The sequence below is a fragment of the Adlercreutzia sp. genome (assembly GCF_056795635.1).
Genome location: NZ_JBQIIT010000008.1, coordinates 1 through 25,533, shown reverse-complemented (window position 1 = coordinate 25,533; position 25,533 = coordinate 1). Strand labels below are relative to the sequence as shown.

Below are 25,533 nucleotides of genomic sequence, written 5' to 3'. Positions count from 1 at the left end.
ATGGTTGAATTCTAGCACCCGGAGAAAAAAGTTATGCTTGAAGGTAATGTTTAGCTCTTAGGCGGCTGCTCGTCCCAGGGTTCGCGGCGCAAGGTGGCCACGCCGTCGGCCACGGAGTACACCGCCGGCGGGTACTCGATGAAGAACTGGGGCGTGAAGCTCAAGGAGTAGGCCCCTGCGTAGCGGATCACCACCATGTCGCCCGGGGACAGGGCCGGCTCGTCCACGGCGGTAAACAAACGGTCGCTGTCCATGCAGGTGTAACCGCAGATGATCTGCCGCGGCAGGCTCTCGGTCGCGTCGGTGAGCATCTCGTGCACGTAGGAGGTCTTCTTCATCTCGTGGTCGATGTTGATGCGCGAGAGCTCGGTGACCACGTAGTGCTCGTCCACGATATCCTTCACGTCGATGACGCGGCCGGCGTAATAGCCCGGCGTGCACACCACCGCGCCGCCCGGCTCCACCAACAGCTCGGTGCGCGCCGGATCGCAGGCGTCTCCTATGGCCTCGCGGATGGTGCGCACATATTCGTCGTAGGCGCCCTCGTTGGCCGGGCCGCCCCCGTAGAAGCCGCCGCCGATGTCGAACCAGTCGAGCTCAAGGCCGTAGCTGCGGATGATCTCGGCCGCGAAGTCGGCCAGGGTGCGGTAGACCTTCTGGGAGCGGCTGAGCGTGGTCACGTGCATGTGCAGGCCGCGCACCTCCACGTTCTCTGCGGCGCGGAGCACTTCCAGGGCCCGGGCCAGCTCACCGCCCTCGTAGGAGAATCCGAAGCGGCCGTGGCGGTCGTCGGAGAGAGTCTCGCCGGGGCAGTGCTTCTCGAGCAGGATGTTCGCCCGCAGGCCCACCCGGGCCCGCTTGCCCGTGGCGGCATACTCGCAGGTCCAGGTCAGCTCCCGCTGGGAATCCAGGTTCACGTAGGAGCCGGCCTCCAGGGCGTAGAAGAGCCATTCGCGGCCCTTGATGGGCCCGTTGAACACGATCTGCTCCGGAGGAAAGCCGCAGGCCAGGGCCCGGGCGTACTCTTCGTTGGAGACCACCTCGGCGTAGCACCCCTCTTCCCGGGCCACCTCGAGCACCCACGGGAGGGGGTTGGTCTTCACCGAGTAGGCCACGTTCGAGCACGGCGACCAGTGGGCGGCCAGGGCGCGGCGGAAGTCGGCGAAGTTCCGCCGCAGCTCCGCCTCGTCGAAGACGTAGCAGGGGGTGCGCAGGGTGGTGAAGTCGATGGGGAGCGCCATGATCTACCGTCCCTCGTAGCGCTCGGTGAAGAAGTCGGCGAAGCGGTCCGCTTCCAGTTCCGCCTTGTAGTCCTGGAGCATTTTCACCGGCGGGTAGGCCGGCTCGTAGCCGAGGTTGGCCCGGGCCTTATCCACGTTCATGAAGTAGTTCACGCAGTCGTGCTTCTCCGGGCGATAGCTGATTTCGGAGACGGCATCGGGCTCGCAGAACACCTCGACGATGTTGTGCACCTGATCTTCCAGGGAGGTGAGCACGCCGGTGCCCACGTTGTAGGTGCCGCTGGCCTCCTTGGGGGCGAACAGGGCCTTCTCGATCATCTGGCAGAAGTCCTTCACGTAGATGAGATCCATGCCCTTGGCCGGATCGCCCCAGATCTCCAACGGCTCGCCGGCCCGCGCCTTGTCGATCATGAGGCGGTAGGAGCTCACGGCGGGCTTGCCGTCGTGGTAGAGGGTCTTGCTGTCGTGCATGAAGCAGTAGATGTTCGGCAGGCGGAAGGCGAAAAAGCCCATGTCGTAGGCGGCGCGGTAGTGCCAGCACAGCTCCTCGGCGGCGATCTTGGTGATGGCGTAGACCGCGTGGTCGCCGGTCATGGCCGGCTTGCGGGGCATATCATCGGCCAGTTCCACGAGCTCGCCGAAGTAGCCGGTGTAATCGGAGATGGTCTGAGTGTAGAGCACGCGGTCGGCACCGGCGGTGCGGGCGTACTCCAGCACGTTCAGCGTGCCCATGACGTTGGCATCCACGTAGCGCCGCGGATCGTAGCCCTCCATGTAGGCGGGAAGGGCGCCGGCGAAGTGCACAACGGCGTACACGTCCTCCTGAGGCAGGTTCGCGAGGGAGGCCTCATCGGTGATGTCGGCCCGCACGTAGCGCACGAGGGGGGCATAGCGGTCGAAGAACCGGATGTCGGACCGGCCGCTGGCGACGACCTCCCACTCGTCGGCCGGCAGGAGGTTGGCCAGATGGTCGACAAGGTAGAGGCCCAGCGTGCCGCCGGCGCCGAAGATGACGATTTTCTTTCTCATGGGAATGCTCCGTTCTGTTAGGGGTGGGCTTGGCTACTCGGTAAGAGTGCGATGGTCGATGGTCTCCTTCAGCACGTACTGGGGCGCGTTGTTGATGGTCATGAACATGCGGCCGAGGTATTCGCCAATGATGCCCAGGAACAATATGATGAGGCCCGAGCAGGTGAGCATGGTGGCCATGAGCGAGGGCCAGCCGGCCTGCATGCCCGGATCGAGCAGGCGCATGATGAAAATGACGAGCGCCGAGGCAAGGCCGATGACGCCGAGGGCCGCACCGACAATGGCCGCCATGCGCAGGGGCACCATGGAGAAGTTCAGCACGGTGGACCACAGGCGGATGAGGGACTTCAGGCTGTAGCCCGAGGTGCCCTGGGCCCGTTCGTAGTGGACGACCTTCTCGTTCTTGATGTTGGCCGTGGCTCGGAACAGAAGGCCCTGAATGTAGACGTAGGGCCCCTGGTAGCGCACGACCTCGTCGCGGATGTGCCGCCGAAAGACGACGAAGTTGCTGGAATAGATCTCCTTGGGACGGTCGGTGAGCACGCGCATGGACCAGATGGTGAACTTGGAGCCCAGCTCGCGCCACCAAGCCTCTTTGTGCTCATCCCAGCAGGCGAAAACGATGTCGCTGCCGTCGGCCATGGAGTCCAGCAGCTTCACGCACTGGGAGGGATGGGTCTGCATGTCGTCGTCCATGAGCAGGATAAGGTCGCCGCGAGTTTGCCGCAGACCGGCCATGATGGCGTTGTGCTGCCCGGAGTTCTTGGCGCAGTTGATTCCCACAATGCGGTCATCTTCGGAGCAGAGCTCCCCGATGGCCGCGAAGGTGCCGTCGGTCGAGCCGTCGTTCACGAGGATAAACTCGTAGTCGTAGCCGGCGGCCTCGAGCTCAGCGCGAGTCTGCTCGACCACGGTGCCGATCATCTTCTCGGAGTAATAGCAGGGAATGACAATGGAAACCAGCATAGGGTGCCTTTCTCGGGAGTCGGGGATGCGGGGCGCCGTCATTGGGGCGTCCCGAGGGCGTAGATGACGATGCCGGCAATGATAAGCGCCAGAGCGCAGGCCTTCTTCTTGCCGATCTTCTCCTTGAAGATGGTCACGCCGAAGAACGTGATGTACAGATAGGCCGTGGCCTCCAGGATGGCACCCATGGACAGCGGCACCACCTTGTAGGCGAGGATGGTCATGAGCGTGGCGCCGAAGAAGAAGGCGTAGGCGGTGATGACAAGCGGGTTCAAATACTCCTTGATCGGGGAATCGTAGGTCTTCAAGGCGGCCTTCTTCAGGAGCACCTGGGATACAGATGAGATGAGCACTCCGAGCAGGTAGATGCCGATGTAGAGCTCGAGCATGGGCTCACGCCTCCTTTCTCGGGGCATCGCCGGGCGCGATCCACGCGTCGCCGTCAACGGGATCGCCGGGACGCTGTTCCTCGGCATCGGCCTGGGCGTAGAGCACCACGCCCCCTATGACGAGGGCCGCTCCCAGCAGGTTTAGGGCCGAGATGGCCTCGCCGAAGATGAAGAACCCCCATACCATGCCCCAGACCACCGTGACCGCCTTGTTGGCGAAGGCCGCCGAGAGGGAGAGGCGCTTCAATATCTGCTGCCAGCCGATGGCGTAGATGAACAGGATGACGAGCATGCCCCCGTACAGCAGGATGAACGGCAGGCTCATGAAGGGCTCGTGAGCCGCGTTCTTGCTGAAAATGCCCGAGAGCGAGTACACCAGCAAGAGCAGGTGCAGCGCGATGAGCGTGACAGCGCGCTTGTTGGGGGCTTTGGGTGCACCCATGGCTAGCAAGTGCCTTCCGGGGCTTTCAGCAGCAACTCGCGGCCCTCGGGATCGCGCACCGACGCCTCCGAGAAGATCTTCTCGGTTACGGCATCAACCTCCTGGCGGTCAGCCCCCGTTACGTAGTAGCGCGTCACATAGGGCTTGGCCCCGGTGGCATGGGAGATGGCCTCGCCAGGCTGGTAGAAGGGAAGGTACTCCACCACCTGGGGCAGCTCGCCCAAGGCATCCATAGCGGAGATGTCGGCTACCTCCCCATCGTGCCCGTGAAAGTACAGGCCGGCGGCATGGCGGGGAAGGAGCGGGCTATGGGCGAGAACGCGGGCCTTGGCCGCTTCGGGCTCGTACACCAGGTCGAGCAGCAACTCTTCGATGGAAAGGCCGCTCGCGAGGGCTACGAGCTCGTGCTCGTAGCCGAAGATGCGCCCGGCGGCTTCGCAAAGGGCGAGGCCTTCGCCCTCTCGGTAGAAGGCCTGCATGCACAGAGGGCCGTTCTCAAGACCGACGTAGCGGGCGATCTTGGTGGCTATGGCCGCAGCCTCATCGTGCAGCGCGCGGGTGAGGGGGCTCGGGTAGGCGCAGCGCACCACTTGGGGTATCTCTCCCTTTTCAAAGGGCACCTTCTCGCGGTCGGCGATGCTGATGATGTGGGCTTCGCCGTCTACGATCCAGGTCATGATGTTGAATTCCCGACCGTCGTTGTACTCTTCGGCCATGAGGTAATCGAATGACGATTGAGCCGCCGTGTCGGCAAAGCGCTCCCGCACCTCGTCCAGAGAGCTGGCAACGAACACGCCGTGGGAGCCGTAGCCGTTCACCGGCTTAACGACGCAGGGGAACGTCATAGCGGCGAAGTCGTCCTCCAGCGTGTCGAGGTGGATCTTCTCGTAACGCGGCGAGGGAATGGCCAGCTCGGCGAACATCTGCTTCATGAGGGGCTTCTCCCGCAGGTACCGCTCGCCTTCGGGCTTGAGGTAGGCGGGAAGCCCCGCCGCGTCGGCGATGTCGATCATGCACTCGGCGAGCAGGTCGGAGAACGAGGCGATGATGCCGTCGGCCCGCTCATCGCGGCAGATGTCGGCAATGGCGTCGGTGTGGCGCACGTCTTCCAAGTAGGCCTTGTCCGCATGGGCCTTGGCCGGCCCGTTCTCGTAGCCGTCGCAGACGATGGTGTAGATGCCGCGGGCACGGGCGCGTTTTACGAGGTCGACGAACTCGTCCATGGATCCCAGGATAACGAGGCGGTGCTGATCGGTGGTCATGAAAGTGAGCTCCTTCTGTGTTGCTGGGGTGTTGAATCGCGGTGCGGGTTCGTCCTGCTTCTACTGGCCCTGGGCGCGGTATTTGGCCTCGGTGGCCTCCTTGGCCGGGCGCCACCAGTCCTCGTTGGCGGTGTACCAGGCGATGGTGTCGGCCAGCCCCTCGGCGAAGTCGGTGTGCTTGGGCTGCCAGCCCAGCTCGCGGCGCAGCTTCGCGGAGTCGATGGCGTAGCGGCGGTCGTGGCCGGGGCGGTCGCGCACCCAGTCGAAGTCGTCGGCGTCGCGGCCCATGGCCGCCAGGATGGCACGCAGCACGTCGATGTTATTACGCTCGCCGTCGGCGCCGATGAGGTAGGTCTCGCCGAGACGGCCCGCGGTGAGGATGGCCCACACGGCCGAGGAGTGGTCCTCGGTGTGAATCCAGTCGCGCACGTTCAGGCCGTCGCCGTAGAGCTTGGGGCGCGCGCCACAGAGGATGTTCGTGATCTGTCGGGGAATGAACTTCTCGATGTGCTGGTAGGGGCCGTAGTTGTTCGAGCAGTTGGAGATGGTCGCCGGCACGCCGTAAGTGCGGTGCCACGCCCGCACGAGCATGTCCGAGGCCGCCTTGGTGGAGCTGTAGGGGCTCGAGGGGCGGTACGGCGTTTCCTCGGTGAAGCGGGCCGGATCGTCCAGCGCCAGGTCGCCGTACACCTCGTCGGTAGAGATGTGGTGGAAGCGTACGCCGTGGTCGCGGGCGGCCTGCAGCAGCGTGAAGGTGCCCTCCACGTTGGTGCGCAGGAAGGGGGTGGGATCGGCGATGGAGTTGTCGTTGTGGCTCTCGGCGGCGAAGTGCACGCAGGCATCGGCATCGGCGAACAGGCGGCCCACCAGGTCGGCATCGCAGATGTTCCCGTGCACGAAGGTCACGCGTTCGGGGTCGCAGCCGGCCAGGTTCTCGCGGTTGCCCGCGTAGGTGAGGGCGTCGAGCACCGTGACGCGGGTGTCGGGCTGGTTGTCGAGCATCCAGTGGACGAAGTTCGATCCGATGAACCCGGCCCCGCCGGTGACGATGATGTGGTTGAACTGGTCTGCCATGTTCGTGGGCTCCTTAAAACAGCCTGCAAATACCTTTAGTATATAGTCTATTGCATTTTTCGGGTTTTATGGGGATGTGCGCGGGTTTCCCCCTAAACGATCAAGAGTTGTCTGCGAGCGTGGGGGTTTGGTGACGCGCTCACGGAATACCCTCTCGATCAGGTTTAATTGTTTGCCGAGGCATGCTAATATGCCGTTTTACCCAAAGTTGACACTAGGTTAACCGGTGGTTGACGCTCGATAACGTAACATCAATGGCAGTAGGAGCGAGAGCATGTTTGTTGGAGTGACTTCTTCCTATCTTCGTAAGATGACGGCTGTGGCCCTGGCGGTTCTGCTGGGCCTCTCGTCTGTGCCCTCGGTGGCTTTCGCCGAGGTCCTGCCGGATGCGCCGTCGGCGCAAGGGGAGCTGTCGGACGAACGTGAGGCGCTGGCCGAGGGGGAGACTGCGGGAAAGCAGCCGGTCGGGGAAGAGGGGGAGGCTGTCTGCCAGGGCGAGCCGAGCAGTAAAGAGCCCGGCGAGGGGTCTTCTGAGGCCGCTGGAGACGCTTCCGCCGCTTCTTCCGAGGCGGAGAATGGGCGGCCTGGGGCCCTCTCCGATGCCGCTGGTGTCTCCGAGGGTTCTTCCGAGGAGGAGTCTGAGGACGCGACGGCGCTTTCCGGTGAGCCGGAGGGCGGACAGGTTGAGAAGCCCCTGCTGGGATTCGTTTACATCGACGAGCAGTCCCCCGCGGTCGGGTCGGTCCAGAACATCGTCGTGGCTCTCTCCGATGAGGGGTTCTCCCTCACCCACGCCGTGCTGCGCTATTTCACCTTGACGGGCGATCATGAGGTTGCCGCGTCGGCCGTGGACGGCAACGCCGCCCTCTTCGAGCTGGAGAATCTCGAGTCGGGCGAATATCAGATTACGGGCTTCGCCTATGCAATCGAGGGCTGCGACGCGGAGTTTCGCGAGGAGTTCTCTGCCGATGCTTACGCCTTTGAAGTTCAGGGGCCTGCGGGGGGTGCCATTGAGGTGACGGCCTTGTCCCTTGACGGCAGCGGCCAGCTGGAGGCCGACGTTGAGACCGAGAATGTGATTGAGGACGCTCTCGAGGAGGGGGCTGTCGCCCGGGCCGCGGCTCCGATGGCCGCCTCCGCCCGGTTGGCCGCGACTCCCCGCGCCTCCTCCAACATCATGGTGGCCCTTGATCCGGGTCACGGCGGCAGCGACTCGGGTGCGGTTGCCAACGGGCTCAAAGAGAAGGACATCAACCTCTCCATTGCGAAGTACTGCCAGGCGGCGCTTCAGCGGAACGGCGTCAACGTGTTCATGACGCGCTCTTCTGACGTGTATGTGGGCCTTTCCGAGCGCGTGCAGAAGGCCGTCGCTGCTAAGGCCTCGGTTTTCGTGAGCATTCACATCAATTCCGCCACTCCGGCGGCGGAAGGCTGCGAGGTGTGGGTTCCCAACGATAGCAGCTACAACTACGATACCCATGAGGCCGGCTACGATTTGGGCAAAAAGGTGGTGGCCAAGCTCGCCGCCCTCGGCCTGAAGAATCGCGGGGTGAAGACGAAGGATTCGGCCAACGGATCGAAGTACAGCGATGGGAGCGTTGCCGACTATTATTCGGTTATCAATGGCGCTCGCAAGAACGGCATTCCCGGCATCATCATCGAGCACGCCTTCATCACCAATCCCGGTGAAGCGGTGAAGATGAAAAGCGCCGCCTTCCTCAAGAAGTTGGGAGAGGCCGATGCTCAGGGCATTATCGAGGCCATTGCGGCCGGAACGATCAAGGGCAAAGGCGGAGTCTACTACGACGGAAAAGGCTACCGCTACCTCAGGGGCGACGGTATTGATGCTAAGAGCCAGTGGATCAAAGAGGGCGGGCGCCAGTATTACTTCGGCTCCGACGGGTATGCGCTGAAGTGGAGTCAGAAGATAGGCGGCTCCTGGTACTACTTCAATGGGTCCGGCGTCATGCAGACGGGCTGGATCACCTGGAAGGACGGAACCAAGAGCTTCTTCGACTGGGATGGCAGGGCGCTGCTCGGCTGGCGCAGCTTCAACGGCGTGAAGTACTACTTCGACCGGGCCACCGGCATCTCAAAGCGCTGGAGCCAGAAAATCGACGGCTCGTGGTACTACTTCGACGGTGACAGCGTCATGCACAAGGGTCTGCTGACGTGGTCCTCGGACGGTCGCAGGAGCTACTACGCCTCAGACGGGAAGCTGCAGGGCGGCTGGCAGACGGTGAACGGGAAGCGCTACTACTTCGACTGGTCCGACGGCAAGAGCCTGCGCTGGAGCCAGAAAATCGACGGCTCGTGGTACTACTTCAATGGGTCCGGCGTTATGCAGACCGGCTGGATCACCTGGAAGGACGGCACCAAGAGCTTCTTCGACTGGGATGGCAGGGCGCTGCTCGGCTGGCGCAGCTTCAACGGCGTGAAGTACTACTTCGACCGGGCCACCGGCATCTCAAAGCGCTGGAGCCAGAAAATCGACGGCTCGTGGTACTACTTCGACGGAAAGAGCGTCATGCAGAAGGGCTGGATCACCTGGAAAGATGGAACGAAAAGCTATTTCCAGGCCGACTCCTCGGGTCGGGCACCGGCGCTGCTCGGCTGGGCCAGCCTCAACGGGAAGAAGTTCTATTTCAACCCGGCGAACGGCATAAGCGTGCGATGGAGCCGGGTGATTGACGGCAAAGAGTACTATTTCGACGGGGAGGGGGTGCGCCAGACCGGCTGGATCACGTGGAACAACGACGGCTCGAGGAGCTATTTCGACCCGCGCGACAATGGGGCCATGGTGCATGGCACCCAGATGATCGACGGGGTAGTCTATGAATTTGAGTCCGATGGACGTATTCGCGAGGCCATCATGGGGGCTCCCAAAACGACAGTGGCCCTCATGGTTCGCCACTTCCAGGCCTCGGGCCGTTCCTACCCCGCAGATTCGTACGCCTCTAAGGGGGCTGCCACCCTGCAGCAGTTCTGTGGGATCATCTACGATGAGGCGGTCTCCGAGGGGGTAAGGCCGGAGGTTCTCTACAGCCAGGTGATGCACGAGACGGGCTATCTGCAATTTGGCGGCGACGTTAAAGCGGAGCAATGCAATTTCGGCGGCCTTGGCGCTACTGGCAACGGTGTGCGCGGCGAAGTGTTTCCCGATGTTCGCACCGGGCTTCGGGCTCAGGCCCAGCACCTGAAGGCGTATGGTTCGACCGCCGAACTCAACAACCCCTGTGTCGACTCTCGCTTTCACTACGTGAAGAGAGGGTGCGCGCCCTATGTGGCCAATTTGAGCGGTACGTGGGCGGCCGATAGACAGTACGGGAAGAAGCTGCTTGCAATTCTGAAGGATATTGTACTGTATTAGATTCCCTTGGAAGGGAGTAGAAGTCCGACGAGCCGTACTCGAGGAGGTTTCACCATGGTCTATCGGTCGGTCGCTCAGCGCGCGAAGCATGCCAAGCCCGCTGTGCACAAGGGGTATTGGGCGAAGTCGAGTTCTTCTGTTCTCGCGGTAGCCCTTGCCGCCAGCCTCGCGCCCGTATCTCCGGCCCTCGGCGACGACTTCGATGCCGAGATTGATGACATCGAGGCGGTCGACCCTCCCGCGCCCGAAGTAGGGGGGTCCGACGAGGCGGTGGCCGACGTGCCGGACACAGGAGCCGCGCCCGGGGTGAGCGAGTCCGCGCCCGACGACTCCGCTCAGCCGTCTCTGCCCGAGAAGGACGAGCTTGACGATCCCGAGGATGCGGGAGTGCCACCCGCGGAGGCCGATGATGCCGGCGCGAACGGGTATGCCGTGGCCGAACCAGCTGTCTCCTCGGAAGAGATAGCCGAAGAGCCGGCGGCCGAGGAAGAGGCCGACGACCTGGCCCAGAGCTGGCGCGTCACCGACGGCGTACCCAACAACGTGCTCCTCGAGTGGAACGAAGCGGCTGGCATCGCCCCCATCGACGCCTTTCCCGATGCGAACGGCGAGCGGTCCACGTGGTCGAAGAGCGACGGGGTGGGCTGGTACAGCTACCGGGTGGACCCCTCCGACCCCTTCCAGAAGATCCAGGTGCCCGGCGCCAAAGAGGTGGGCGTCGACATCTCCTATTACAACAACGAGAGCGGCGGCACCTACAAGGCCATCGACTGGGCCAAGATGAAGGCCGACGGCATCACCTTTGCCATCATCCGCATCGGCGACGGCGGTACCAACGGCAAGTTCTTCGTGGATCCGTGGTTCAAGCGCAATATCCAGGGGGCCCGTGCCGCCGGCATCAAGGTGGGTGTCTATGTGTACTCCCGGGCCCGTTATCTCACTGGTGCCACCTACTCGGCGGCGAAGGAGGTGGAACAGACCCTCGCCCAGCTGAAGGACGCGGGCATCAAACCTTCCGATCTCGCGCTGCCGGTGTACCTGGATATGGAAGACGCCAACCAGCGCAAGCTCGGCAAGGATATGATCGGCAAGATCGCCACAGCCTACTGCAACGCCATCCGCGCCGCCGGCTACCAGGTGGGTATCTACGCCAACCAGGACTGGTACAACAACGTGCTCACGGCCGACGTGTTCAAGGCCGACGTCATGAAGCGCAACGGGTGGTCGCGCTGGGTGGCCCGCTATTCCTACGGGGCCTCGTCCTGCGGCATCGCCAACACCGACATCTGGCAGTTCACCTCCATCGGCAAGGTGAACGGCCAGTACCGGAAGTACTGCGACGTGAACTTCTCCTACGTGTCCTTCGCCAGCAAGCCCCAGGAGGTGGAGCTGACCGGCGAACCGAACACCTGGGCCTGGATGAACGGCTACGCTTACTATTACGGCTCCAACGGCAAGGCGGTGAAGTGGAGCCAGAAGATCGATGGGAAGTGGTATTACTTCGACGGCCAATGCCGGATGCAGACCGGCTGGGTCACGTGGAGTGCCGACGGCACCAAGAGCTATTTCCAGCAAGGGGACGATGGCCGCGCCGCCGCGCTGACTGGCTGGCACGAGATAGATGGGGAGTGGTACTACTTCAATCCCTCCAACGGTATAAGTCTGCGCTGGAGCCAAAAGATCAACGGGAACTGGTTCTACTTCAACGGCGAGTCCCAGATGAAGACCGGCTGGGTCACTTGGAGCGCCGATGGAACGAAGAGCTACTTCGATCCCAGTTCCGGGCGCGCGTGGCTGGGGTGGCAGACCATTGGCGGGAAGAAGTGCTATTTCAACCCCGCCAACGGCATTTCCAAGCGCTGGAGCCAGAAGATCGACGGCTCGTGGTACTACTTCAACGGCGACAGCGTCATGCAGACCGGCTGGATCACCTGGAAGGACGGCACCAAGAGCTTCTTCGACTGGGACGGCAAGGCTCTCCTCGGCTGGCGCAGCTTCCAGGGGCGCAAGTGCTACTTCGACCCGGCCACGGGCATCTCCCGGCGTTACAGCCAGAAGATCGACGGCTCGTGGTATTACTTCAGCAGCGATAGCTTCATGTACAAGGGACTGCTCACCTGGCACGCCGACGGGCGCAAGAGCTACTATGCCGCCGACGGGAAACTCCAGGGCGGTTGGCAGACAGTGAACGGGAAGCGCTACTACTTCGACTGGTCCGACGGCAAGAGCCTGCGCTGGAGCCAGTGGATCGACGGGTCGCTCTATTACTTCAACGGCGACTCCGAGATGGTGACCGGCTGGGTCACCTGGAAGGCCGACGGCTCGAAGAGCTACTTCGATGCCCAGGGGCGCGCGCTTATGGAATGGCAGGTCATCGGCGGCAAGACCTATTACTTCGATCCCTCCAACGGCCAGTCGTTGCGGGGCCTGCACACCATTGACGGGCAGCCCTATTTCTTCAATGACAAGTCGGAATTGCAGAGCACGGCGTCCGATACCAAGGCCGAGGCCGCCAATGTCTCTCTCGCCAGCATGGCAGCCAAGGAGCACAAGGCCTGCCCGACGTCTCTGGGCTACAGTCTGGCCCAGGTCACCTCCTCCATGACACCGAGTACGTACAAGGCGGGAGACCGGAACTACTACCAGTTCGCACAGCTCAATCGCGGGTACTCCGGGAGGGTATCCGCCTCTCAGCTGAACTCGTTCATCGCCTCCACAGCCAATGGACGCTCGGGCAAGCTGGCCGGCATGGGCCAGGCCTTCATCGATGCCGCGCGCCGCTATGGGGTGAACGAGGTGTACCTGCTGGCCCATGCGCTGCTGGAAAGCGGCTGGGGTACTTCCACCCTCGCCAAGGGCTACGCTTACGATGGCAAGACACTCGTGGGCGGTAAGGTGTGGCCGAAGGGGACGTACTACAACTTCTACGGCATCGGCGCCTACGATTCCAGTCCGCTGTCGGGCGGTCGGGCCCTGGCCATCAAGAACGGGTGGGACAGTCCCGAGAAGGCCATCGATGGCGCGGCCCGCTGGATAGCCACCAATTACCTCAACAACGGGTTCGGCCAGAACACGCTGTACAAGATGCGGTGGAACTACAACGAGTATGCGCGCTACGGCTCGGTGAGCCACCAGTACGCCACCGATCGAGATTGGGCTGCGAAGATCGGCACCCAGATGGGGGCCATCTACGCCTGGGCGGGTGTGAACCAGCAGCAGGCGGGGCTTACGTTTCTCGTGCCGCGTTTTACCTAGCCGTTAGGCCTTGTCAGGGGTGCCATTTTCCCTGCCGAGGGGTATACTGGTGCATTATCGAGAGACGATGCAGGAGGATGTATCAGTATGGAGAAATGGGAACGTAGCATTGCGGCGCCCTTGTCGCGAACGGGCGTGAGCCTTCTTTTGGCCGCCCTGCTCTGCCTATCGGTTCCTGCGGCGGCCCAGGCCGCGGAGGCCGACGGGGAAGAGGCTGCCGCATCGCCGGCGCCGGTTGCCGTCGAGGACGCTCTGGCGGCCGATGGCCTCGCCGAGGATTCTGCGGGCGGCGACGTCGCCCAGGAGGCGCCCGAACCGCCGGCTCCCGAAGGCGTGGACGACGAGGCTGGCCCTGATGCGGATCGGCCTGCGGCCGATCTGGAGCCGGCTCTGCCCGCGGTGGCTCCGACGACCGATGCCGGCAATGGCGTTGATGACGCAGGCATCGCCGATGACGATGCCGACGAGCCCGCGCCGGGCCTGCAGCCGGAAGGGGCGTCGTTTCGATACCGGTACGAGGACGGCACCTATGCGGCCTCCGCGTGGGTGACCGAAAGCGGTGAGCGCTATTATTTCGGTAGCGATGGTCTGGCAGTGAGCGGGCGTCAGAAGATTGATGGGGCGTGGTACTGGTTCGGCGATGACTGCCGTATGCGGACGGGCTGGGCCATCTGGGGCAACGGCACCAAGAGCTTCTTCGACTGGGACGGCCGCGCCCTCACCGGCTGGCGCAGCTTCAACGGCGTGAAGTACTACTTCGACCCGGCCACGGCCATGAGCCTGCGCTGGAGCCAGAAGCTGGGCGGGTCCTGGTACTACTTCGACTCCGACTCGAAGATGGTCAAGGGCTGGGTCACGTGGAAGAACGGCACCAAGAGCTTCTTCGACTGGGACGGCAGGGCCCTCACCGGCTGGCGCAGCTTCAACGGCGTGAAGTACTACTTCGACCCGGCCACGGCCATGAGCCTGCGCTGGAGCCAGAAGCTGGGCGGGTCCTGGTACTACTTCGACTCCGACTCGAAGATGGTCAAGGGCTGGGTCACGTGGAAGAACGGCACCAAGAGCTTCTTCGACTGGGACGGCAGGGCCCTCACCGGCTGGCGCAGCTTCAACGGCGTGAAGTACTACTTCGACCCGGCCACGGCCATGAGCCTGCGCTGGAGCCAGAAGCTGGGCGGCCGCTGGTATTACTTCAACTCGTCCTCGCAGATGGTGAAGGGGATCGTTACCTGGAAGGACGGCACCAAGAGCTACTACGATGCCCAGGGCCGCGAGACGGGCGGCTGGGTGCAGTCGGGCGGCGCCTGGTACTACTTCAATTGGTCGGACGGGAAGGCCGTTCGCTGGCACCAGAAGATCGGCGGCCACTGGTACTACTTCGACTCCGATTACCAGATGCACACCGGTTGGCTAAAGTGGAGTGGCGTGCAGAAGTGGTCCTATTTCTACGAGAGTGGCCGTCAGGCCTTTGGCTCCCAGGTGATCGGCGGTTATCGCTACACTTTCGACAGCAACGGCGAGACGAGCACGAAGCCCGTTGTGCTCCCGGCCGGCCAGCTGGCCATGTGGAACAAGGCCCAGAATTATTACAGCAACACTAACTACATCATCATGGTGAACAGCAGCACCCACAAGGTGGGTGTGTTCCGCGGCAGCAGCTACAACTGGGAGCCGGTGTGGTATTGGAGCTGCACCACGGGTGCGCCCGGTTCGCCGACGGTGAAGGGTACCTATACGGTGGGTTCTCGCGGTCTGTCGTTCGGCTCGGGCTACACCTGCTGGTACTGGACCCAGTTCTACGGCAATTACCTGTTCCACTCGGTGCTGTATCAGCCGGGCAGCATGTCCCGTATCCAGGACGGCCGTTTGGGCATCTCGGCTTCCCACGGCTGCGTGCGCCTCGATATTGAATGCGCCCGTTGGATCTACAACAATATTCCCCGGGGCACGCGCGTGGTATCCTATTAGGGATTCCCTCGGGAAGAGCAGCAAGGTCACTGCACTCCGGGAGATCGACGCGATCTCCCGGTTTCTTTTTGTCAGGCGCCAGCAGGCGCGGAACGGATGAGTGTATGGCACGGAAGACGACGGAGACGGAGGGCGCACCGAAGGCTCCCTTCGCCCGGTCCCTCTCGGAAACGGCGGGGAAGGGGCGCTACAGCCTGGGGCTCTTGGCTGCCTGCGCCGTGGCCTTCCTTGGGGTGGTACTGGTGCTCGTGGTGGCCGGTCGGTCCCTGATTTGGGAGACCGATGGGCGCTTGCTGTACTTCCCGTTCATGGTGGCGGAGGGGGAGTGGCTGCGCGGCATTGTCGCCTCGGTGCTTGCAGGGGAGCCCTCGGTGCCCCTGTACTCCTTCAACCTGGGTTTCGGGGCCGATTGGCTCGTCTCGGCCTCGGGCAATTCCAACGAGCCGCTCAACCTGCTCTCCGTGTTCTGCCCGCCGGCGCTGGCCGAGTACTTCTACGGCTTCCTCACGTTCCTGCGATTCTATTTGGCGGCGCTGACCTTCTCGCTGTACTGCTTCAGCCGCGGCAAGGGCAAGGGGCCCACTCTTGTGGGGGCGCTCTCCTATGTGCTCTGCGGTTACGTGCTGTTCTGGGGTGTGCTGCGCCACCCGAATTTCGTTGATTTCGCCGTGCTGCTGCCCCTTGTGTTCATGGGGGCCGACAAGCTGTTCGCGGGCAAGAACCCGCTGCTGTTCGTCGCGTCCATGGCGGGTATCTTCGTGTACTCCCTCTACTTCGGCTACATGGCCTGTCTCTTCCTGCTCTTCTACTGCCTGATTGCCTACTTTGCCTATCCCCGGGCGCGATCCGTGGCCGATTTCGCTCGGCTCGTGGGGAGGTTCGCTCTGTGCCTGGTGGCCGCGTTCGCCGTGGTGGGTTTCTCTACCATCCCGATGTTCATCACGCTGACCTCCATGGGACGCGTGGGCATTGTGCGCGAGATCCCCTTCTTCCAGACGCCGGATTTCTACGGAAGCTTCACCAGCGTGCTGTTGGGAAACCATACGGCCCAGAATGCCTCGGTGCTGGGCGCCGTGCCGGTGATCGCCCTGCTGGCCCTGGCGGTGGCCCGCGGTGCCATGGACGAGCGCGAGCGGAGGGCCTGGGGCTGCGGTGCGGCCCTGTGCCTTGGGGGCGCGCTGCTCGCGAAGGTGGGCTCGGTCATGAACGGCTTCGGGTACCCGACGGACCGCTGGGAGCTGATCCTCGGCTTCTGTGCCGCCTATGCCGTGGTGCTCCTCGTGCCGGCGGTGCCGCGGCTCTCGGTGCGCCAGTGGAGGCGGCTCGGCATTCTGGCCGCCCTCGTGGCCGTGTGGGCCCTTGGATATGCCTGGGTCGAGCCCACGCTGCTCTCCCTGGCCGTGGTGGCCATGTTCGCGGTGATCTTCGGGGCCCTGGCGCTGTGGGCGGCCCGATGCCGTCGCGCGGGGGTGGCTTTTGCCGATCGGGCACTGCCGCCCCTGCTGCGCTCCCGGTCCCTCTGCCTCCTGCTGGCCCTGGCCCTTGTGGCCAATGCCACGGTGCACGTGGGGCTGTTCCTGAGCCCGCTGGGGAGCTCCTATTACCAGGAGTTCCTTCGGGCGGGGCACGGGCTCTCCACCCGCGAGCAGCTCGATCTAGCCCCGGTCCTGGAGACCGTGGACGGCGACTACCGCATCAATCGCACCGACACGACCCACGGGCGCAACGGGAGCTTCGTCCACGGCTACAAGGGCATGGACTTCTACTCGAGCTTCTACAACCAGGCGGTAGACGACTTCCGCCAGTCCCTGGGGCTGTCCGATGACGTGAAGAGCACGATGTTCGACGGCACCCGTGAGCGGGCCGCCCTCGATTATGTGCTCGGGGCCAAGTACTACATCTCCTCCTCGGAGGCGGTCGATTTGCTGCCCGAGGGCTACGAGAAAGTGGCCGATCTCGGCCGCGCCCACAACGGGCTCACCTACGCGCTCTATGAGACCGATCGAGCCCTCCCGTTGGCCTTCACCTACGACACGGCGGTCTCCCAGGCCGTCTACGACGGCCTCGATCTCGTGCAGCGCCAGGAGCTGCTGACCCGGGCCCTCGTGCTGGGGGTGGACGAGGCCGAGGGGGAGGCACCGGCCCTGGAGACCCGGCGCGAGACCTTGACCCTGGCCGCCAGCGACGGGGTGACGGTTCAGGAGGGGCGCTTCCTTGCGGCGAAGAAGGGGGCTACGGCCACCTTCACCCTGGCGGGGTGCCCCGACTGCGAGACCTACCTCTGCTTCGAGGGGTTCCGCTTCCATTCCCTTTCCGCTGCGGCCGTGGGGCAGTTGACGGAAAACCCTGCCACTACCGTGGACGACCTGCCAGAGGATCCCTCGTTCACGCCCGGCCGCACCGCTTGGGTAACCGTGGGCGACGGCGAGCGGGAGCGCTCCTTCGAGATGGTCACGAGCGCGAGCCCCAAGTACGCGGGCAAGGAGGACTGGGCGGTGAACCTGGGTTTTGGCGCCGAGCCGGTGACGACGCTCACCGTGACTTTCGGGGCGGTGGGGGCCTATGAGTTCGCCGATTTCTATGCCGATACCCAGTCGGTGGCGGCCATGGCTGGCAATGCGGCGCAGCTTCAGGGCGAGAACGCCGCCGCCATCGCTTTCGAGGACAACGCCATGGACGTAACGCTGTCGGCCGCAGACGATGCCGTCGCCGATGAAAATCAGGGAAATTCCCGCTACGTCTTCGTATCCGTTCCCTATTCGGCAGGCTGGAGCGCTACAATGGACGGGAAGCCCGTTGAGATACTGAGGGCGAACGTCGGCTTCATGGCCGTCGAGGCCGATGGCGGGCGTCACGAGATCCGGTTTTCGTACCGAACGCCGGGGCTCGATGCGGGGCTTCTGTGCTCAGGGGCCGCGCTGGCGTTCATTGCCGCGTTCGAGATAGGGTGGGCCCGTCGTCGAAAGGCGCGGTCGGGCCGAGAGGGTGTATCTGAAAAGGAGCTTGTCCGATGATCGATTTTAACGTTCCTCCCTGCGTGGGCACCGAGATGGAATACGTGCGCCAGGCAGCGGAGGTGAACCATAAGATATGCGGCGACGGCCCCTTCACCAAGCAGTGCCAGGCATGGCTCGAGGAACGCACCGGCGCCGAAAAGGTGCTGCTGACGACGAGCGGCACGACGGCCCTGGAGATGGCGGCCATGCTCTGCGACCTGCGGCCGGGCGACGAGGTCATTCTGCCGAGCTTCACCTTCTCTTCCACGGCGACGGCCTTCGTGCTCATGGGGGCCAGCCTCGTGTTCGTGGATATTCTGCCCGATACGAAGAACATCGATCCGGCCGCTATCGAGGCGGCCATCACCGAGCGGACCCGGGTCATCGTGCCGGTGCACTACGCTGGGGTGGGCTGCGACATGGACGCCATCATGGCCATTGCCCGCCGCCATAACCTGCTGGTGGTGGAAGATGCCGCCCAGGGTGTCATGAGCAGCTACAAGGGCCGTGCCCTCGGTACCATTGGCGATTTCGGCTGCTACTCCTTCCATGAGACGAAGAACTACTCCATGGGCGAGGGGGGCGCTGTGCTCGTCAACAACCCGGCCTATCGCGAGCGCGCCGACATCATCCGCGAGAAGGGCACCAACCGCTCTCGCTTCCTGCGCGGGCAGGTGGACAAGTACACCTGGGTGGACAAGGGCTCCAGCTATCTGCCCGGCGACCTGAATGCCGCCTACCTGTGGGGGCAGCTGGAAGCAGCCGATGCCATCTACGACGATCGCATGGCCACCTGGCGCGCCTACCACGAGGCCTTCGCGTCCTTGGAGGCGGCGGGCAAGGTGCAGCGCCCGGTCGTTCCCGAGGATTGCGTCCAGAACGCCCATATGTACTACTTGCTGTTGCCCTCGCTCACCGACCGCACTGCCTTCATCGCCTTCCTGAAGGATCGGGGCGTGCAGGCGTGCTTCCATTACGTGCCCCTGCACAGCGCTCCGGCCGGGGCGCGTTTCGGCCGCTTCGACGGCGAGGACGTGCACACGACCGAGGTGAGCGAGCGTTTGGTGCGCCTGCCCATGTACTACGCCATGGACGAGGCCGACCGCGCGAAGGTCATCGAGACGGTTCGGGCCTATTTCGCCTAGGTGCGTCCTGGCGCACGTTTCCACCTGGGCACGAGATAAGGGTCCGTTGCCGCGGTATTTTCCCCGTGCATGCAGTAAAATGATGTCTTGAGGAGATCGGCTTCACGGGATGGGGCGATGGGGGATGTCCCGCACCGTTTGGTGCCGATGAGGCATGACGGGAGTGAGGAGAGCGTCCCATGGAACGAAGCAGTTTCACCCTGGCGCGCGCGGCGCGCGCGGGATTGTCCTGTTTGCTGGCGGCAACGTTGGCGTGCAGCGTGCCGGGAGGTTGGGCCCTCGGGGCCGCTTCGGCCGCCGCCGATGAGCCACCGGTGACCATCGCCGAGAAGCGGGCCGCCGAAGAGGGGGCTGCAACGGAGGCCGTTCCCGACGAGGAGCGGGATGCCTCGCCGGTCGATGGCGCCGAGGGTGCCGAGGGCGAGGGTGCCGTTTCGGCTGATGGCGATTCCCCGACGGCTTCCGACGTGCCGGACGAGGCGGCGGTGGCGGATGAGGCCGACGGGCAGCCTGTCGCCGATGGCGACGCGATGGATCCCGCGGCGATTGTGGCCTCTGCCGATGGCGAGTCCTCGGATTTCCGCGCCGACCAGATCGTTGTCATGTACGAGCGCGGGGCCTCTGCGGGCCAGCGTGCGGCTGTGGCTGGGCTGCTCGGCGCCGATGGGGGCTCGGATGCGGTGTCCTTCGCCAGCGGCGAGGCGGTCCTCATCGAGATCGACGACGGCACCTCGGTAGAGGAGGCTGTGGCGGAGGTTCAGGCCCAGGAGGGCGTCAAATACGCAGTGCCCAATTACGTTGCCCGGCTCTTCGAGAAGGGCTCCGGCGTTGAAGAGGCCAATGCCGCTCCGGCCATGGCCAGCGCCAAGGATCCCTATGCCGCTGATCAGTGGTATCTCGATGCCGTCCGGGCCTCCGAGGCGTGGGAGGCGCTCCCGAACCGCGGTACGAATGCTCCGGTAAGGGTGGCAGTGCTCGATACGGGCGCGTCCCTGAGCCATCCCGATCTGGCGAATACGGTCAACCGCTCCCTGAGCCGAGAGGTAGTATGGCTGGCGGCCGATCACAGCCGCTATGATCTCAGGCCCCTGCGTGGCGACGGCTACACGAACGGCAGTGCCTCTATGGCGATTCCGAGCACCCATGGCACCCACGTAGCCGGCATCATCGCCGCCCAGGCGAACAACGGCGGTTCCTTGGGGGTGGCGAGTGGTGGCGCGACGGCGAACGCCAACAAGCTCGTCGATCTGGTGGCGGTGGATATCTTCTCCGAGAACGTATATGTGAATGGGAGCTTGGAGCCCAACGCGACCCTCTACGACGTGCTCGTGGGCTTGGAATACGCTCGCGACATCGGGTGTCAAGTCGTGAATATGAGCTTGGGATTCATCGAGAGCACGGGAGATCTGGCCGACTTCATGAACGAGGTGTGCACGGAGCTGACGCGCGATGAAGATATGGTGCTCGTGTGCGCAGCCGGTAACGAGGACACGGCTGTGCCGAGTTATCCGGCTGCCTGCGATGACGCCATCGGCGTCATCAGCGTGTCGAAGCGCGGATGCATTCCCCCCAACTCTCCGACCTATGGGAGCAAGACGTGGGAGACGGACGGCTACATGCGCTCCGACTTCTCCAATTACGGTTCCTGGTGCGACATCGCGGCACCGGGCGAGCACATTCTCAGCACCGTTCTGGAAGACGACAAAGTGACGAACGGCTATGGCTACCTGAGCGGCACCTCCATGGCCTGTCCTGTCGTGGCTGCGAGTGCCGCCCTCGTGCGCGCCGCTCGCCCCGACTTCTGCGCTGCGGACGTGCGCACGGTGCTGTGCGAGACGGCGAAAGACGTGAACACTGCGGGCAAGGATGTCGAGTCCGGCTACGGTGTCGTCGATGCGGCCAAGGCCGTGGCTGCAGCTCGGGATAAGAAGTTCTCCGGGTGGCGCACCGACCGGGGCGTTACGCGCTATTACGGCGGCGATGGGCAGCCAGTGAAGTGGAGCCAGAAGATCGACGACCAGTGGTACTACTTCGACGGTTCCGGCGCCATGCAGACCGGTTGGGTCACCTGGAAGAACGGCACCAAGAGCTACTTCGACTGGGATGGCCACGCCCTCACCGGCTGGCGCAGCTTCAACGGCGTGAAGTACTACTTCGACCCGGCCACGGCCATCTCCAAGCGCTGGAGCCAGAAGATCGACGGCCAGTGGTACTACTTCGATGGCAAGAGCGTCATGCAGAAGGGCTGGGTCACCTGGAAGGACGGTACCAAGAGCTACTTCCACCCCGATGCTAAGGGCCATGCCGCCGCCCTTCTCGGCTGGCGCAGCTTCAACGGCGTGAAGTACTACTTCGATGAGGCGACGGGTATCTCCAAGCGCTGGAGCCAGAAGCTGGGCGGTCAGTGGTACTACTTCGACAGCGCCTCCCGTATGAAGCGGGGCTGGGTCACCTGGGGCAACGGCTCGAAGAGCTACTTCGACTGGGACGGCCACGCCCTCACCGGCTGGCGCAGCTTCAACGGCGTGAAGTACTACTTCGACCCAGCCACGGCCATGAGCCTGCGCTGGAGCCAGAAGCTGGGCGGCCAGTGGTACTACTTCGACAGCGCCTCCCGCATGAAGCGGGGCTGGGTCACCTGGAGCAACGGCTCGAAGAGCTTCTTCGACTGGGACGGCCGCGCCCTCACCGGCTGGCGCAGCTTCAACGGCGTGAAGTACTACTTCAGCCCTTCGACCGCCCAGAGTCTGCGCTGGAGCCAGACCATTGGCGGCTACTGGTACTACTTCGACGGCAAGAGCGTCATGCAGAAGGGCTGGATTAGCTGGAAGGATGGTACGAAGAGCTACTTCGACGGCAACGGTCGCGCTCTGTCGGGCTGGCATGTCATCGGCGGGAAGCGCTATTATTTCGATCCGACTACCTATAAGACCACCGGTCCCGTGAGCGCGGAGCGGCCCAACGTGGCCCGCACCGTTTACTGGGTGGCCGGCGGCGAGGTTTACCACACCACGAGGGATTGCGTCTCGCTCAAGCGCTCGAAGAGCATTCTCAGCGGCACTATTGCCCAGTCGGGCAAGAAGCGCGTGTGCAGCAACTGCGGGTAGCGAATTCCCGTGCGATTCGTTGGGGCGTTCTTGCGAGGCGCCCCAACGAATTGGCAACTGCCCCTATCTTCGGCGCACGGGCTGCGGGTCGTGACTTACAATGATTTCCGACACAGACCAGTGCGCCAGGGGGAAAGGAACTTCCATGATTGATCGCAAGGCATTTCGCTCGTTGTCCTCGGGGTTGTACCTCATTACGGCTCGGGAGGGGGAGCGGCGCTGCGGCTGCGTGGTGAACACGCTCGTGCAGGTGGCCAGTGAGCCGCCGACGCTGGCGGTGTCCCTCAACAAGGAGAACGCCACCACGGCCGGCGTGATCGCCTCTGGACGCTTCGCCGCTACGGTGCTGGCCGAGGAGGCCCCTATGGAGCTCATCGGCGCCTTCGGGTTCCACAGCTCGCTCGATACCGACAAGTTCTCGTTCTGTAGCTACCGCGAGGACGGCGCCGAGATTCCCTACGTGCTCGATCACGCTCTGGCCCGCTTCTCGGTGCGTCTCACTGAGACCATCGACGTGGGCAGCCACTACTTGTTCGTGGGCGTGGTGGAAGAGGCCGACGTACTGGCCGAGGGCTCGGCGCTGACCTACGCCCACTACCATGCGGTGAAGGGCGGCAAGACGCCGCCGAAGGCTGCCACCTACAACGGCGGCGACGAGGTTCCGGCCACGCCCGCGACGGGGGAGGGTGCTGCTGGCGCCGAGGCCGGCAAGCGCGTCGCCTGGCGCTGCATGCTCTGCGGCTACGTGGAGGAGGGCTATCCCGACGGCCTGCCCGCCGACTACCGCTGCCCCATCTGCGGCGCCGGCCCCGACATGTTCGAGCGCGTGGAGCTGTAGGGGAGAATTTCTCCCGCAACGCAAGAGGGGCCGGCGATTCGCTTCGCCGGCCCCTCTTGATTCTCGCGCTCTGTTCGCGAAACGGCTTACAGCTGGTTGTTCTGCCAGGCGGCGAGGCCCTTGATGACGAGCTCGTGGGTGCGCTCCACCTCGGGCATGTGCGCCGCGGCGGCCTCGTACTCGCCGGCGTAGAGAGCGTCGGACACCAGCGCCGCGCACTGGAACAGGTCCTTGAAGGAGAGGTTGCCGGCCACGCCCTTGAGCGCGTGGGCCTGGCTGTAGCCCTCGGAGTAGTCGGCGGCCTCCATGGCGGCCTTGAGGGCCACGAGGTGTTCGTCGTCCAGGTACTTCAGGGCCAGGCGCTCGTAGAGGTCGGCGTTGTCGCCGAAGCGGTCCATGGCGTCCACGTAGTCGATCCCGTAGGGGGCCAACTGATCGGCAAGCGTTGCGGTCATAATCATCAAGTCCTTTCAGACTGCGTCGAAGGTCGTCGCCGCGGACCGCTGCCTGCTTCCCCTTCATCTCTGGCGGTGTGCGAGCCCGTGACATTGAGTTCAGTTTAACGTCTCGTAATGGGGCTGTCAGCGTTCGGCCGCACTCGTTTCCTTCCCGTGGGTACTTGTTGACAAGCTGTAACGAAACGGATGGAAAATCACGGCACCTCATTGACGGAAAGGTGGTATAGAACGGAATAGCGCCCCGTTTCCCGAGGTGGGGAAACGGGGTGCTATTGACGCTTGAGGAGCGGAATGGGTCGGGACGGTGGAAGACCCTCCCTCGCGGTATCCCTGAGCGCAGCCGCGACTTCCGCGGTATGCTGATTGCGGACACCCTATTTCGCCCCCTGGTTGGCGGCGAAGCGGGAGTGGGGAAGGGGCGCGGGAGGCTGCCCGCAGGGGTGCAAATGCTTTCGGCCCTGCTACCCCGCCTAGTAGTCGGCGGCGGCCGGCGAGTTCATCCACGCCTGGTAGAAGTCCTCGTAGGCATCGGCCAGCACCGCCTCGCGGGCCCGGCGCATCAGGTCCAGCAGGAAGTGCAGGTTGTGCACCGACAGCAGCATGGCGCCGAGCATCTCGTTCTGCTTCACCAGGTGGCGGATGTAGGCGCGGGTGTAGTTGGTGCAGGTGGGGCAGGTGCAGGCGGGATCGAGCGGCGTAAAGTCACGGGCGAACTTCGCGTTGCGCATGTTCATGCGCCCCGTGCTGGAGAACGCCGTGCCCATGCGGGCCGTGCGGGTGGGCAGCACGCAGTCGAACATGTCCACGCCCTCGCGCACGGCGCGCACCAGCGTGGTGGGGTTGCCCACGCCCATGAGGTAGCGGGGGCGATCTTCGGGGCAGGCCCGGGCCACATCGCCCAAGGTCTCGAACATCACCTCGTGATCCTCACCGACCGAGTAGCCCCCGATGCCGAAGCCGCCGAAGCGCCGGCCTCCGGCCGCCAGCGACTCGTCCTCGATCTCCCGCAGCCGGCGGATAGATTCCAGGCGCAGGTCGAGGTGCATGCCGCCCTGGACGATGCCGAACAGGGTCTGGTCGGGGCGCGTGTGGGCCGCCAGGCAGCGGCGCGCCCAGGCGCTCGAGTAGTCCACGGCCTTCGCCACGAACGCGCGCTCGGCTGGGTAGGGGGCGCACTGGTCCAGCTGCATGGCGATGTCGGCGCCGATCTTCTGCTGGATGACCATGTTCTCCTCGGGCGTCCAGTGGATGTTGGACCCGTCGTAGATGGATTTGAAGGTGACGCCGTCATCGGACAGCTTCACGGTGTCGGCCAGGCTGAACACCTGGAAGCCGCCGGAATCGGTGAGCATGGGGCCGTCGTAGTTCATGAAGCGGTGGATACCGCCGGCCTCTTCCACCAGGTCGGCCCCGGGGCGCATGGCCAAATGATAGGTGTTGGCGAGCACCACCTGGCTGCCCAGAGCGCGCAGCTGGTCGGTGGTGACGCCCTTTACCGTGGCCGAGGTGCCCACGGGCATGAACATGGGGGTGTGGAAGGTGCCGTGGGCCGTCTCGTAGGCCAGGGCCCGGGCGTGGCCGGAGGTGGCCTCGCAGGTGCAATCGAACAGTGCCACGGCTACACCTCCCGAGAGCCGGGCGCCTGGGCGGCCAGCACGTCGTCAGTGGCCGCAGCGGCGTGGGCCGCGGCGTCGCCCCCGTCCAGAGTGCCGCCGTCGTTGGCGGCGAGCACCGCCGCGGCCTCGGCCGGGTCGATGGCCCCCGTCTCCACGGACCCGGCCGGATGGGCGCAGGGGGGCAGGGCGGCGGCGAAGGCGGCGAAGTCGGCCATGGTGCCGTGCTTCACCGAGCCCAGGTCGAAGTCTACCGGGTCGAGCAGCCAGTCGGTCACGAGGTAGCCGTCGGCCCCCAGGTGCATGAAGGAGAGATCCTCCACGGTGTTGTTGCCCACCATGAGCACGTCGGTGCCGTCCACCCCGGCTGCCGCCAGGTT

At 64.1% G+C, this 25,533-nt stretch carries 16 protein-coding genes and 1 pseudogene; 7 read left to right on the top strand and 10 right to left on the bottom strand.

Annotated features, from left to right (window positions below; all coding sequences use genetic code 11):
• Positions 1–50 precede the first annotated feature (50 nt).
• Genes ACTOXK_RS06585 through rfbB form a run of 7 tightly spaced genes read right to left on the bottom strand, consistent with a single transcriptional unit; the run spans position 51 to position 6,403 of the window.
• On the bottom strand, positions 51–1,241 hold the full coding sequence (locus tag ACTOXK_RS06585; protein WP_482276696.1) for a type III PLP-dependent enzyme domain-containing protein: 1,191 nt from the start codon (positions 1,239–1,241) through the stop codon (positions 51–53).
• Positions 1,242–1,244: 3 nt separating this feature from the next.
• On the bottom strand, positions 1,245–2,270 hold the full coding sequence (locus tag ACTOXK_RS06580; protein WP_482276697.1) for an NAD-dependent epimerase/dehydratase family protein: 1,026 nt from the start codon (positions 2,268–2,270) through the stop codon (positions 1,245–1,247).
• Positions 2,271–2,303: 33 nt separating this feature from the next.
• Positions 2,304–3,236, bottom strand: a complete 933-nt coding sequence (locus ACTOXK_RS06575) for a glycosyltransferase family 2 protein (RefSeq protein WP_482276698.1) — start codon at positions 3,234–3,236, stop codon at positions 2,304–2,306.
• A 38-nt stretch (positions 3,237–3,274) separates the two neighbouring features.
• A complete protein-coding gene (locus ACTOXK_RS06570) occupies positions 3,275–3,625 on the bottom strand; it encodes an EamA family transporter (protein WP_482276699.1) in 351 nt (116 codons plus the stop codon).
• A gap of 4 nt (positions 3,626–3,629) precedes the next feature.
• Positions 3,630–4,067 carry a transporter gene (locus tag ACTOXK_RS06565; protein WP_482276700.1) on the bottom strand — a complete coding sequence of 146 codons (438 nt, stop codon included), beginning with the start codon at positions 4,065–4,067 and terminating at the stop codon, positions 3,630–3,632.
• A gap of 2 nt (positions 4,068–4,069) precedes the next feature.
• Positions 4,070–5,329, bottom strand: a complete 1,260-nt coding sequence (locus tag ACTOXK_RS06560; RefSeq protein WP_482276701.1) for an ATP-grasp domain-containing protein — start codon at positions 5,327–5,329, stop codon at positions 4,070–4,072.
• 60 nt (positions 5,330–5,389) lie between these two features.
• Positions 5,390–6,403 carry a dTDP-glucose 4,6-dehydratase gene (rfbB, locus tag ACTOXK_RS06555; RefSeq protein WP_482276702.1) on the bottom strand — a complete coding sequence of 338 codons (1,014 nt, stop codon included), beginning with the start codon at positions 6,401–6,403 and terminating at the stop codon, positions 5,390–5,392.
• 274 nt (positions 6,404–6,677) lie between these two features.
• On the opposite strand from rfbB, the gene ACTOXK_RS06550 reads away from it, so the two are divergent.
• From ACTOXK_RS06550 to ACTOXK_RS06520, 7 genes are all read left to right on the top strand, one after another.
• Positions 6,678–9,773: an N-acetylmuramoyl-L-alanine amidase gene (locus ACTOXK_RS06550; protein ID WP_482276703.1), complete on the top strand. Its 3,096-nt coding sequence runs from the start codon at positions 6,678–6,680 to the stop codon at positions 9,771–9,773.
• Positions 9,774–9,827: 54 nt separating this feature from the next.
• On the top strand, positions 9,828–13,028 hold the full coding sequence (locus tag ACTOXK_RS06545) for a GH25 family lysozyme (RefSeq protein ID WP_482276704.1): 3,201 nt from the start codon (positions 9,828–9,830) through the stop codon (positions 13,026–13,028).
• Positions 13,029–13,115: 87 nt separating this feature from the next.
• On the top strand, positions 13,116–14,996 hold the full coding sequence (locus ACTOXK_RS06540; RefSeq protein ID WP_482279879.1) for a L,D-transpeptidase family protein: 1,881 nt from the start codon (positions 13,116–13,118) through the stop codon (positions 14,994–14,996).
• Between the two features lie 104 nt (positions 14,997–15,100).
• A complete protein-coding gene (locus ACTOXK_RS06535) occupies positions 15,101–18,010 on the top strand; it encodes a YfhO family protein (RefSeq protein ID WP_482276706.1) in 2,910 nt (969 codons plus the stop codon).
• The gene (gene rffA / locus ACTOXK_RS06530; RefSeq protein WP_482276707.1) at positions 18,007–19,137 is read left to right on the top strand and encodes a dTDP-4-amino-4,6-dideoxygalactose transaminase; all 1,131 of its coding nucleotides are present in this window, start codon (positions 18,007–18,009) and stop codon (positions 19,135–19,137) included. Before ACTOXK_RS06535 ends, rffA begins: the two co-directional genes overlap by 4 nt.
• Positions 19,138–19,316: 179 nt before the next feature.
• Complete coding sequence (locus ACTOXK_RS06525; protein ID WP_482276708.1) at positions 19,317–22,244, top strand: S8 family serine peptidase; 2,928 nt, start codon at positions 19,317–19,319, stop codon at positions 22,242–22,244.
• Positions 22,245–22,389: 145 nt separating this feature from the next.
• A complete protein-coding gene (locus ACTOXK_RS06520; RefSeq protein ID WP_482276710.1) occupies positions 22,390–23,082 on the top strand; it encodes a flavin reductase in 693 nt (230 codons plus the stop codon).
• Between the two features lie 86 nt (positions 23,083–23,168).
• Here the strand turns inward: ACTOXK_RS06520 and ACTOXK_RS06515 are convergent, their stop codons facing one another.
• The 3 genes and pseudogenes from ACTOXK_RS06515 to ACTOXK_RS06505 all read right to left on the bottom strand — a co-directional run.
• On the bottom strand, positions 23,169–23,537 hold the full coding sequence (locus tag ACTOXK_RS06515) for an Hpt domain-containing protein (RefSeq protein ID WP_482276711.1): 369 nt from the start codon (positions 23,535–23,537) through the stop codon (positions 23,169–23,171).
• Positions 23,538–24,010: 473 nt separating this feature from the next.
• Complete coding sequence (tgt, locus tag ACTOXK_RS06510) at positions 24,011–25,156, bottom strand: tRNA guanosine(34) transglycosylase Tgt (protein ID WP_482276712.1); 1,146 nt, start codon at positions 25,154–25,156, stop codon at positions 24,011–24,013.
• Between the two features lie 2 nt (positions 25,157–25,158).
• A pseudogene (locus ACTOXK_RS06505) lies at positions 25,159–25,533 on the bottom strand (hypothetical protein); the annotation flags it as partial.